Origin of the sequence: Arcobacter sp., from assembly GCF_050300555.1 — a bacterium.
In the GTDB taxonomy this organism is placed as follows: Bacteria; Campylobacterota; Campylobacteria; order Campylobacterales; family Arcobacteraceae; genus Arcobacter.
Window position 1 is genome coordinate 20,220 of the sequence record NZ_JBNKXY010000002.1, and the last position, 11,527, is coordinate 31,746.

The 11,527-nt window shown below is 29.5% G+C and carries 11 protein-coding genes; 7 read left to right on the plus strand and 4 right to left on the minus strand.

All coding sequences use genetic code 11. The features are described 5' to 3' along the window. The first annotated feature begins 53 nt into the window (after positions 1 to 53). From ACQY5W_RS01715 to ACQY5W_RS01725, 3 genes are all read left to right on the plus strand, one after another. Positions 54 to 1,871: a PhoX family protein gene (locus ACQY5W_RS01715; RefSeq protein ID WP_428023209.1), complete on the plus strand. Its 1,818-nt coding sequence runs from the start codon at positions 54 to 56 to the stop codon at positions 1,869 to 1,871. A 142-nt stretch (positions 1,872 to 2,013) separates the two neighbouring features. After that, entirely contained in the window at positions 2,014 to 3,093 is a 1,080-nt protein-coding gene (locus ACQY5W_RS01720) for a metallophosphoesterase (RefSeq protein WP_428023433.1), read from the plus strand. A 66-nt stretch (positions 3,094 to 3,159) separates the two neighbouring features. Next, positions 3,160 to 3,435 carry a DUF4242 domain-containing protein gene (locus ACQY5W_RS01725; RefSeq protein WP_428023210.1) on the plus strand — a complete coding sequence of 92 codons (276 nt, stop codon included), beginning with the start codon at positions 3,160 to 3,162 and terminating at the stop codon, positions 3,433 to 3,435. A 50-nt stretch (positions 3,436 to 3,485) separates the two neighbouring features. Here the strand turns inward: ACQY5W_RS01725 and ACQY5W_RS01730 are convergent, their stop codons facing one another. Beyond that, entirely contained in the window at positions 3,486 to 4,595 is a 1,110-nt protein-coding gene (locus tag ACQY5W_RS01730; protein ID WP_428023211.1) for a hypothetical protein, read from the minus strand. 56 nt (positions 4,596 to 4,651) lie between these two features. Continuing rightward, positions 4,652 to 5,929: a cytochrome-c peroxidase gene (locus ACQY5W_RS01735; RefSeq protein WP_428023212.1), complete on the minus strand. Its 1,278-nt coding sequence runs from the start codon at positions 5,927 to 5,929 to the stop codon at positions 4,652 to 4,654. 117 nt (positions 5,930 to 6,046) lie between these two features. Here ACQY5W_RS01735 and ACQY5W_RS01740 point away from each other — a divergent pair, with 117 nt between their 5' ends. Both ACQY5W_RS01740 and ACQY5W_RS01745 read left to right on the plus strand, forming a co-directional pair. Beyond that, the gene (locus ACQY5W_RS01740) at positions 6,047 to 6,478 is read left to right on the plus strand and encodes a DsrE family protein (protein ID WP_428023213.1); all 432 of its coding nucleotides are present in this window, start codon (positions 6,047 to 6,049) and stop codon (positions 6,476 to 6,478) included. A gap of 42 nt (positions 6,479 to 6,520) precedes the next feature. Beyond that, on the plus strand, positions 6,521 to 7,147 hold the full coding sequence (locus tag ACQY5W_RS01745) for a Crp/Fnr family transcriptional regulator (RefSeq protein WP_428023214.1): 627 nt from the start codon (positions 6,521 to 6,523) through the stop codon (positions 7,145 to 7,147). 290 nt (positions 7,148 to 7,437) lie between these two features. Here ACQY5W_RS01745 and ACQY5W_RS01750 read toward each other — a convergent pair whose 3' ends face one another. Continuing rightward, positions 7,438 to 7,851: an Hsp20/alpha crystallin family protein gene (locus ACQY5W_RS01750; protein WP_428023215.1), complete on the minus strand. Its 414-nt coding sequence runs from the start codon at positions 7,849 to 7,851 to the stop codon at positions 7,438 to 7,440. A gap of 169 nt (positions 7,852 to 8,020) precedes the next feature. Here ACQY5W_RS01750 and ACQY5W_RS01755 point away from each other — a divergent pair, with 169 nt between their 5' ends. After that, a complete protein-coding gene (locus tag ACQY5W_RS01755) occupies positions 8,021 to 8,275 on the plus strand; it encodes a SemiSWEET family sugar transporter (protein ID WP_428023216.1) in 255 nt (84 codons plus the stop codon). A gap of 291 nt (positions 8,276 to 8,566) precedes the next feature. On the opposite strand, the gene typA is transcribed toward ACQY5W_RS01755, so the two are convergent. Then, complete coding sequence (typA, locus tag ACQY5W_RS01760) at positions 8,567 to 10,381, minus strand: translational GTPase TypA (protein ID WP_428023217.1); 1,815 nt, start codon at positions 10,379 to 10,381, stop codon at positions 8,567 to 8,569. A gap of 213 nt (positions 10,382 to 10,594) precedes the next feature. On the opposite strand from typA, the gene ACQY5W_RS01765 reads away from it, so the two are divergent. Next, positions 10,595 to 11,512 (plus strand): glutaminase, encoded by a 918-nt coding sequence (locus ACQY5W_RS01765; RefSeq protein ID WP_428023218.1) that lies wholly within the window; start codon positions 10,595 to 10,597, stop codon positions 11,510 to 11,512. Positions 11,513 to 11,527: the final 15 nt, after the last annotated feature.

Sequence of the window (11,527 nt, forward strand, 5' to 3'; positions counted from 1 at the left end):
TAATTTTTTAAATCTATACTCCTTTTTATAAATTATAAAAAGGAGCTCTCCCTATGAATAAAAAAGTATTTACTCTTTCTATTGTTGTTGCCGCAACTGTTTTCTCTGGTTGTACAAAAAATGAAGTTAGCAAACAAGAGGTTAAGCCTTCTCATAAATTGGCTTTTAGTGAAGTATCTGTTCCTACAAAAGATTATGAAAAAAGAAGAGTTAGACCAACTTCTGCTGTAACTTTAGATGGTAAAACTAAAAAAATAGGTTTCAATACAATTTTAAGATCTGGTGATAAAGTTGGTGATGGAATTTATGGGATGATTTTTGATGTTAACGGTCAACCAATTTATGAAAAAGATGGTGCCGTTAAAATATCAAACTCAAACGATTTTAGCTCACTAATCCCTGTTGGTGATAAATTATTTATGATTTCTCACTTTGAAACAAGACCTGCTGCTATGTATTTAACAGAATTAGAACAAAGTAAAGATGGATATTTAAAACCAATAAGCACTAAAAATATAGATTTTTCTAGTGTAAACGGACTATGGGTTCCATGTGCAGGTTCTGTTACACCTTGGAGTTCTCATCTTGGAAGTGAAGAGTATGAGCCAAATGCTGCAAAAGTAAAAGCAAATGGATCAATCAACGATTATTATGACCAAATGGCAGATTATTATGAGGGTAATTTACAAGCACTTAACCCATATGACTATGGATGGACTCCAGAAATAAAAATCCTAAACGAAAAGGGTGATGTAAATGTTACTAAACATTATGCAATGGGAAGATTTGCCCATGAACTATCCTATGTAATGCCGGATGAAAAAACTGTATTTTTATCTGATGATGGAACAAATGTAGGATTATTTATGTTTGTAGCAGATAAAAAAAGAGATTTAAGTTCAGGTACACTATATGCTACAAAATGGGAACAAAGAAGTAATAAAGGGGCAGGAAGTGCTGATTTAAAATGGGTTAATTTAGGGCATTCTTCAAATACTCAAATCAAAAAAGCATTGAATAAAAAACTTACATTTAAAGATATTTTTGAATCAGCTAAAGCAAATGAAGAGATGAGTTGCCCTAGTTCATTTACCTCTATTAATACAACTATGGGGCATGAATGTTTAAAAGTAAAAGATGGGATGGATGAAGTTGCTTCAAGATTAGAATCAAGAAGATATGCTGCAATAAAAGGTGCCACAACTGAATTTAGAAAAATGGAAGGTATTACATATAACTCAAATGATAATATCCTTTATCTTTCAATGTCAGCAATAGCTTATGGTATGGAAGATAGTGCAAAAAAAGGTAAAGAAAATCTAAAATATGATGGTGGTGGAAACAATGATATTAGACTAAAATATAATGCCTGTGGTGCTGTATATGGTTTAAATATGTTATCTTTTTCAAATGCACATGATTTAAATGGTTCAAAAATTGAATCAAAATTTGTGCCAAACTTTATGTACTCTTTAGTAGAAGGAAGACCAAATAAGAGTGTTGAAGGAAATACTTGTTCTTTAGATTCATTAGCAAACCCAGATAATATTACATATATTCCAAATACTAAAACACTAATTATTGGTGAAGATAGTGGTTCTGGTCACCAAAATGATTTTATTTGGTCATATAACTTAGAAGATAAAAAATTAACAAGAATCCTAACTACTCCTTATGGAAGTGAAACTACATCTCCATATTACTATAACAACATTGGTGGACATGGATACCTTATGACAGTTATTCAACACCCTTATGGTGAAGGTGATGCCCTTACAAAAGAAGAAGATATGCCATCAAAAGCATCTGATGTTAGAGAAACAAGAGCCTATACAGGCTATTTTGGACCCCTACCTGTTATTACTAAATAAGAGGATGAACTTAAATAAAGGGATAAACAAGACAAAAGCACAAAATTAGAAATTATAGAAAATCATTAATTTCTAATTAAAACTGCTTTTGTATAATCCCACCATGAGATTTATAATATTTGCCACAATTTTTATACTTGTGATGGCTTTGTTGAGCCTTTTTATTTCAAAAAGATTTATCAATAAATTAGCTATTTCCAAAAAATCAAAACATATTTTAAACATATTTTTATTGGTCAACTTATTTGGTGTAATAGCCTATATGGCATCAAGATATTTAATCTCCGTACCAAATGAAATATACTTTTTACTCTCCCTTCCCATAGGAGTTATCTTTTTACTTTTTTGTACGACACTGATTTATGAAATAATTTCACATCTTCCAAAAATAAGTAAAAATGAAAACCGAAGAGACTTCTTAAAAAAATCCATTGATTTAGGCTCTTTAGCTTTTGCAACATCAATAACTACAAAAGCAATATATAATGCAAAAGAATCATATGTAGAAAATATACGTGTAAAAATCCCTAAACTAAAAAAACCATACACTATAGTTCAATTAAGTGATGTTCATATAGGTGGATTAATCGACCATGATTTTATTAAAAATATTGTTTATAAAGTAAATAAACTAAATGCTGATGTAGTCGTAATAACAGGTGATTTAATAGATACTGATATAAATTATGTAAAAGATGCAGTAGATGAACTTAAAAATTTAAAATCTAAATATGGTACATATTTTATAGTAGGTAATCACGAATATTTTCATGAAATAGAAAAAATACTTGCTTATATAAAATCTATAAATATCAAAGTTTTAGAAAATGAAAGTGTATATATTGGAGAAGAAAACAGTGGTTTTAACTTGGCTGGTGTTTATGATATCTTTGGATATAAAGCAGAAAAGTTTGAGCCAGATATAAAGAAAGCTTTGAAAGATATTCAAGACTCACCTACTGTTTTATTAGCCCATCAACCAAAATATATCACTGAACTTGATAATCAAAATGTGGACTTGGTTTTAAGTGGTCATACCCATGGAGGACAAATAGTTCCATTTAATTTGTTAGTAAGACTTGCGCAACCATACATAAAAGGACTACATCAACACAATGAAAAAACCCAAATCTATGTAAACAAAGGTACAGGATTTTGGGGACCACCTATGAGATTAGGTGCAAGTAGTGAGATAACCTACCTAAAATTACTTCCTGTGTGATTTACATCACATACTGTTTTTATCTTCTTTGATAATCTTTTATTAACTTAAATCAAAGGAGATATTGTGAAATACTTTATGGATACACACGATTCAAAAAATGGTACTTTTCCAGAAGGGATAAGTCAAAGTGATTTGGATGCTTTTTATCAAGCTTATGCAAAAGCTTGTTTAGAAGAAGGGGTTGTTTCTATCAAAACCCATGTGGCAAATGATGAAGGTAAAGCATATTGCTTTAATATGGCAAAAGATAAAGAGGCTGTTTTTAGAGTACATGAAAAGGTTGGTTTACCTTATGATACTATTGTAGAAGTGGATTCTATTTATCCATTGGAGAAATGATTTTTATAACCCTGTTTTTTACAGGGTTATACAGCTAAAAAATATGATGTTTAATAGTCTGCATTTTCAATCATATCACTGTACATTTGTTCAGATTGAATAAACTCTTGAAAGTCTTCAATTTCCTTAAGATATGGAGACAATTTATTAAAAAATTCATTTGAAAATGATAATGGCAATCCACTTTCTGCATATTTCCATGCAAACCGAGAAGATTCAAATTCAAGCCAATTATCTATCTTATCAAATTGCTCGCATATCTCTTCATATTTAATCTCATCAGTAGGTACAAAATTAAAGTGTGGACTATCTTTAAATTTTGATAGGTTTGCAGGTATCATACCAGCATTTTCAAGTTGAAAATAAAATGGTTCACCATTTTTACTAAACATACCATGAGAAAATGTATTTCTATATTTTTCTTTTATAATATTGATTTCATCGTAAAATAGTTTATTTTTATGAATATTTATTGGAAATATAATCTTAAATTTTTCAGAAAAATCTTTTTTATAAAAATCATAAATATTAATTGTTCTATCTGTATTAAAAAATAAACAATAAGCTAAAAAATGTTCAAAACGGCTAAAGTAAGCTTCTATCATGGAAAAAGTATTATAAAATCCTGTATTGTTTTTTGTCATCATAGTATTTAAAAAGCCTGACATATCATCAATATTAAAATCAGGTTCTTTTTTGCCATAAATTTTATTTGCTTCTTCTTTGAAATGATAATACATATTTGACAACATATTAAAATGATTTGAAATTGTTAAATTACCATTTTGCATTTGTTCTTTTGCATAATCTTGTAATATTTTTGTCTCAATATAATTAACAGCTTTATTGATTTTTTTAATTATATTTTCATAGTTATCTTTATTCTCAAGATAAAATCTTAACCCAAACTTTTCTAAAGCAACAGCACATTTTGTATTATTATAAGAAAAATACAAAATCCAATGCATTTTATCGTGTCTATATCCTAATTTATATTCCATTACTTTGTTTAACAAAAAAAATATAAGCTGTGGAATAGGAAGAGATTCTCTTTCAACTTTTACTCTAGTTTCATTTTGATATATATTTGATTCATCACTGTATGAAAATCCACTTAAAAAAGTTTCCAAAGTAGTCTTATGAGTTTCTGATATTTCCATCCTATTCCTTTTTATAAATTATACTACTTACATATTTAATTTTTTATATATCACTTTTACTCCCTCACATACTCCACAAACTCTCCATCTACTGCTTTTAAAAAGGCAACAAGTTTTTCAACTTCATCATCCGTGATTTTTGTTCTATGTTGATGTTGTACCATAATTTTTATAGCCTCTTCAAGTTTTTTTATCCCTCCATTATGAAAGTATGGATTTGTTTTTACCACATTTCTAAGCAAAGGAACTCTAAAATATCTTTGAGGGTCATCTTTCCCTAAAAAGCCACCTTTATTTTCAAAAGGAAAAACTATTTTTGCAAGTTTATCTCTATCTACTTCATTATTTCTTTTATCGTGGCATGAAATACATGCTTTTGAAACTATCTCTTTATATGCGATTTGCTCTGGATATAGATGAAAAAATCCCTCTCTTAAAAGTTTTAAATCCTCTTTACCAAAACTTTTTTCTAAAAAAGCAATCAATGATTTATTATCATTAAACTCCATTTTATAGTATTTTTTACTCTCATTTAAATTTACTAAAAAGGCATTATATTTTTTCTTTAGACTATTTACTTCATCTATTGTTTTCATGCTCCAAATTTTATGATGAACCAAAGGAAATCGTCTTAAATTTTGTCCACCCAAACCTATACCATTGTGGCAACCTACGCAACTTTTGGTTATAAAAAGATTTAATCCCTCTTTCTCTTTTTTATTTAAAGCTTTTAAATCTCCGTCTAAAAATCTATCAAATTTTCCTCTTGTCAATAAAGTTTTTTCATAACTTGATATTGCACTTGCTATTTTGTCAAAACTTATCTCTTTTGTTCCAAAAGCATCTAAAAACATCTTTTCATATGCTTTGTTTTCTTTTATTCTTTGTTCTGCCAATTTTGGTGTAATAGCCATCTCAAATTTTGCTTGTAAAGGTCCTTTGGCTTGGTCTTGTAAACTATCACTTCGTCCATTCCAAAAGTATTGTTTTGAAAAAGCTGTATTTAAAACTGTTGGTGTATTTAGATGAAAAGGGTTTTCTTGATTTTTGTGTCCAATTGCAGTTGATAAACCATCTGCACCACCTTTTTGAAAGTTATGGCAACTTGCACAACTAATATCTCTACCCAAAGATAAGTTTTTGTCATAAAATAGCTTTTTACCCAAAGAAACTTTTTCAAAAGAGAGTTCACCTTTGTCCAAATCCAACTCTTTTTGTAAAGAAGCTAGGTCTTTTGGAACAGCTTTTAAACCATAATACAAAGCACTTTGACGCAACTTATCATTTGCAACTATACTACTTACTAACATAATAGTTAAAATTAAATATTTCATATCATTCTCCTTTTTTGTAATTGTAAGCTTTAAAAAAATCTTTTTATGTGACTTACATCACAGAAAAAATCCAAGCCATCTTTTATAATTTCAAAACAATCTAAAAAGGAGACAAAAATGAGATTGAACAAAAAAATTATCACAGCATTTATAATGCTATTTTTAAGCGTTGGTACATACGCTTCAGAAGGGTATAAAAACCTTTTTGTAACAATTACATCAGATAGTCTTAAAGTATCTGGTATGGGAGTAGCTGTTGCCAATGCCTTTCAAGAGGCTGGTGTAAATACTACAGTATTAGTTGGAGCAGAAGCTACCAAACTTGTTTTAAAAAAAGGTAAACAAGAGGCTTTTGGACCAACAGGTAAAACTGTAAGAGAGATGTTAGTGGCTTTAAGTAAAAAAGGTGGTTATGTTATGCTTTGTGGTATGTGTGCTAAATTTGGCGAAATCACAAAAGCAGATGTAGTAGAAGGGGTAAAAATAGTTACTCCAAATGATGTTGCTGGTGCACTGCTAGCTCCTTCAACTCAAAGTTTATCATTTTAACAAAAATCTAAGCGGGCTTTTGCCCGTTTATAAAGGAAAAATATGGAACTTTTGGAGTATCACTGTTTTAAAGATTTATCAAACGAAGAGATAGAAAAACTACAAAATAGTGCAAAAAAGATAATTTTACCTTCTGATTATATCCTTTATTATAAAGGGGATATTTGCGAAGATGTGCTTTTTCTAAAAAGTGGAACTGTGCGAATTTATATCCAACCAAATGAGCTAAGTTGTGAAGAGATGACCCTGTATGAATTAAATAAAGGTAGTCAATGTGTTGTAAATCTTTTTAGTACCATCTCTGGACAAAAGACAATAGCAAATGCCATAACTCAAACAGCAATCGAAGGATGGCTAGTCCCAAAAGAAACCATTAATTACCTTATAAATAACTCTCCATCATTTAGAGAGTTTAAAATGACAAGTGTCAATAAAAGAATCACAGCTTTAATCTCACTATTAGCTGATATAAAATTTTCAAATATAGAACAACAACTTTTAAACTGGCTTTATGTACAAGGCTTAGATAAAATAAAAATAACTCACGACAAAATAGCTTCTATAATAGGAGTGACAAGGGAAACAGTAAGTAGAAATCTAAAAAAACTAGAACATCAAGGTTTGATAAAATTAAATAGGGGTTTTATTGTTATAAGTGATAATTATTGATTTGCTTTTATGAAAATAAAAAGGAGAGAAAACCAAGCTTCTCTCCAATACTCAAAAAAACTGTGCTTTTATTTTAAATATAATTTATACCAAAAATTAGAGCACCTCCTAAAACATATTTATAATCTATAATATTTATTATCAAGCTTTTACTGAGCAATATACAAAAATGTTGCTACCATAGTAACCATATAAATTGATAGCGTTATCAAATAATCTTTTCTATTTTCTACTACTGCTGTTTTTATTCTTTTCATTATTTCTCCTTTTCAAGAAGGAGTAAGTCCCTCTTATTTTATCTCTATAATCTTTTTATGTTTTTCTTCACTTAATTTAGGGATTACCACTTCCAAAACTCCATTTTCTCCACTAGCTTCCACATTTTCTACATCTGCATTATCTGGAAGTGTAAAGCTTCTTGAAAATTTACCAAAGGATGTTTCTACTTTATAATAATCTTCTTCTTTAATTTCTGCTTTTGTTTTTCTCTCACCAGAAATTGTCAATATTCCTTTATGAATATCAACTTTTATATCTTTTTTATCTACTCCAGGTAAATCAACATCAATGTGATAAGCAAACTCACCCTCTCTTGTATTAACAACTGGAACAAAACCACTTACTCCTTCATTTGAAGGGTATTTGTAAAAATCTTTTTCCAATTCTCTAAATTGTTTAAAAGGGTCAAATCTAGTAATTAACATATTAAACTCCTTAAAAAAATATTTCTTGATAACTTTCCTATCAAGTTAATGAAATAATAACACATTTTTTAGCACTTGTCAATAGTAACTGCTAATATTTTTAGCAATTTATTTTAATGAGTGCTAAAATAATTAGGATATAATCATAAAAATTAATTTAGGAAATTAAATGGAAGTCATAGGTTTTTTGGCAGCTTTTTTAACAACAATAGCCTTTTTGCCACAAGTTTATAAAATATATAAATCAAATAAAACAGATGATTTATCTTTATTAACATTTTCACTATTTACTATTGGAGTATTCTGTTGGCTTAGTTATGGAATATATATAAAAAACCATCCAGTTATCTTAGCAAATGCTATAACTTTTTTATTGGCATTATATATATTAATCAAAATTATTCTAAATCTAAAAAGGCATTGAGTTTTACTTCAATACCTTTTACTAATTTGTAACTGCTATTAATGAACCAGTTATAGTTATAAAATAGATAGTTGCTAAAATTATATAGTCTTTTATATTTGTATTACTTATATTCATTTTTTCTCCTTTTTATAGGAGAAAAAACTTCTCCTATTTATATTTTTGTTTTAAATTTTTTCATCCTCTTCGAAACATCATCGGACATCAATTTTCCCTTTTAATTAAATTTAGACATAAAAAAAGGGAAGAGCCAAAAAGCTCTTCCCTTCGTAAAATTTAGTAATTCTAAATTTAGTCGAATTTTGCTTTTTTAGCTGTTCTTTTTCTAACTGTTGGATCAAGTTCTCTCTTTCTAACTCTTACAGACTTCGGAGTAACTTCAACTAACTCATCTTCTTCAATCCACTCTAACGCATTCTCAAGGGACATAATTCTTGGTGGAACTAACTTAATAGCTTCATCAGCACCAGAAGACCTTACATTTGATTGTTGCTTCCCTTTTGTAGGATTAACATCTAAATCATTGTCTTTTGCATGTTGACCAATTACCATACCAACGTAAACCTTATCTTGAGGCTTAACAAACATTACTCCTCTTTCTTGTAAGTTAAAAATCGAATATCCAACTGCTTCACCAGCTTCCATAGAAACAAGTGCTCCGTATTTTCTAGATTCAACTGTACCTGAATATGGTCTAAACTCTAGGAAGGAGTGATTCATAACACCCTCACCTTTTGTTTCAGTTAAAAACTCAGTTCTAATACCAATTAATCCCCTTGCAGGAATTTCAAATTCTAGCCTTGTATAACCTGAACCCATTGGTACCATATTTGTCATATTTGCTTTTCTTTTTCCAAGTTTTTCAATAATTGCACCTGAAAATTCATCTGGAGTGTCGATTACTAAGTGTTCAAATGGCTCCATTTTAACACCATCTTCTTCTTTAGTAATAACTTCAGGTCTTCCAATACTAAACTCAAAACCTTCTCTTCTCATATTCTCTGCTAAGATACAAATTTGAAGCTCACCTCTTCCGTTAACTTTAAATTTACCCTCACCAATTTGCTCATAATTCATAGCAATATTAGTATTCATCTCAGCTCTTAATCTCTCATCAATTTTATTTGAAGTAACAAACTTACCTTCTGTTCCAGCTAATGGAGAATCATTAACTGCAAATGTTACAGATAATGTTGGCTCTTCAATGTGCATAGGATCAAGAGGCATTGGATTTGTCGGGTCACAAAGTGAATCACCCACATCAATAGTTTCAAAACCTGCAACGGCAACAATATCACCAGTACCAGCAGTTTTAATATCAAATCTATCAACACCTTTAAATCCAATAAGTTTTGTAACTCTTCCTTTAATTTTTTCACCATCTGCTTTAACTAAAACAACAGTTTCTCCCATAGAGATAGTTCCATTAAAGATTCTAGCAATACCAATTTTTCCAATAAAATTATCATAATCAAGAGTAAATACTTGAAGTTGTAAACCATTTGCATCATCACCTTGTGGTTTTGGAACTTCTTTTAATATTGTTTCAAATAATGGAATTAAATTTTCATTTGCATCTTCTAATGCAAGTTTTGCATATCCATCTCTTGCTGCTGCATATACAACTGGGAACTCAAGTTGTTCATCTGTTGCATCCATTTGAGCAAAAAGGTCAAATACTTCATCAACAACTCTATCTGGATCTCCACCTGGTTTATCAATTTTATTGATAACAACGATTGGTCTGTGTCCTAAAGAAAGTGCTTTTTTAACCACAAACTTAGTTTGAGGCATAACACCCTCTTGCGCATCAACAAGTAATAAAACAGAATCAACCATTTTTAAAACCCTCTCAACTTCTCCACCAAAATCGGCGTGTCCCGGAGTGTCAATAATATTAATTCTTACACCTTCATAGTCAATAGCAGTATTTTTTGAAAGAATAGTAATACCTCTTTCTTTTTCAATAGCATTACTATCCATAACTCTTTCATCAACTTGCGTGTGTGCTGCGAAAGTTCCTGATTGCTTTAACAGCTCATCAACTAAGGTTGTTTTACCGTGGTCAACGTGCGCGATTACGGCAATATTTCTGATGTCTCTCATGTATTCTCTTTATGATAATTTTTGTTAAACTCTTACTTTTTCTAAAAATAAGCCTATTAATTTTGCGGATTATATCCAAAATTCTCTTAAAACTTAATGTAATCTAAAATCTGATTACATTTTAATAACATTTTATAAACTCAATTTTTAAATAAAAAACTACTTTTTATACTCTATTCTTAGTTATAATTATAAAAAAATTAAAGGAATAGCGTGGATTTTAATAATATTTTAAAAGAAATTCAAGATGAAATTCAAAAGTATTTTACAAGAGGAAAACTTCCTGATTATATACCTATGCTAGCCCAAGCAGATGAAAATGATTTTGCCATGAGCCTAATAACTCTTGAGGGAGAAGAGTTTAATATTGGATGTAGTGATAAAAAATTCTCTATTCAAAGTATCTCTAAAGTTTATACTTTCACCCTAGCCCTAGAGCACTATAGTAAACAATTATATACAAGAGTTGGACATGAACCTTCTGGGGATCCTTTTAACTCTTTAGTTCAATTGGAGTATGAAAGTGGTATTCCTAGAAATCCATTTATAAATGCAGGTGCCATTGTTACAACAGATTGTTTATCTTCAATTTATGGAAAAAATGCCTTTAATGAAATTTTAAATTTCATTAGAAAAGTCTCAAATGATACAACTATTGCAAATGACGAAGAAATTTTTACGTCTGAACTTGGACATGGGTTCAGAAATTTTGCACTTATAAATTTAATGAAAAGTTATAGCAATATAAAAAATCCTGTTGATGATGTAATTCAAACATATTTTAAACAATGCTCAATCATGATGAATACAAAACAACTTGCAAAATCAATGTTGTTTTTGGCAAATCATGGGAAAGATCCATTTTCGAAAAGTACTATTATAAACGTATCAAAAGCAAAAAGAATAAACTCTTTAATGCTTACTTGTGGACACTATGATGCAAGTGGTGATTTTGCATACAGAGTTGGATTACCAGGTAAAAGTGGCGTAGGAGGAGGAATTGTTGCAGTGGTTCCTAAGAAAATGGGAATTTGTGTTTATTCTCCAAAATTAAATAAACATGGTAACTCTTTAATTGGAACAAAAGCGCTAGAACTTTTTACTACTAAAACAGGATTATCTATATTTTAATGGAATATGAATAAA

Excerpts from the sequence above, each read along its gene's own strand:
- ACQY5W_RS01715 (WP_428023209.1), top strand. The coding sequence starts at position 54 with ATGAATAAAAAAGTATTTACTCTTTCTATTGTTGTTGCCGCAACTGTT.
- ACQY5W_RS01750 (WP_428023215.1), bottom strand. The coding sequence starts at position 7,851 with ATGTTAATTACTAGATTTGACCCTTTTAAACAATTTAGAGAATTGGAA.
- ACQY5W_RS01740 (WP_428023213.1), top strand. The coding sequence starts at position 6,047 with ATGAGATTGAACAAAAAAATTATCACAGCATTTATAATGCTATTTTTA.
- ACQY5W_RS01730 (WP_428023211.1), bottom strand. The coding sequence starts at position 4,595 with ATGGAAATATCAGAAACTCATAAGACTACTTTGGAAACTTTTTTAAGT.
- ACQY5W_RS01735 (WP_428023212.1), bottom strand. The coding sequence starts at position 5,929 with ATGAAATATTTAATTTTAACTATTATGTTAGTAAGTAGTATAGTTGCA.
- ACQY5W_RS01745 (WP_428023214.1), top strand. The coding sequence starts at position 6,521 with ATGGAACTTTTGGAGTATCACTGTTTTAAAGATTTATCAAACGAAGAG.
- ACQY5W_RS01755 (WP_428023216.1), top strand. The coding sequence starts at position 8,021 with ATGGAAGTCATAGGTTTTTTGGCAGCTTTTTTAACAACAATAGCCTTT.
- typA (WP_428023217.1), bottom strand. The coding sequence starts at position 10,381 with ATGAGAGACATCAGAAATATTGCCGTAATCGCGCACGTTGACCACGGT.
- ACQY5W_RS01720 (WP_428023433.1), top strand. The coding sequence starts at position 2,014 with ATGGCTTTGTTGAGCCTTTTTATTTCAAAAAGATTTATCAATAAATTA.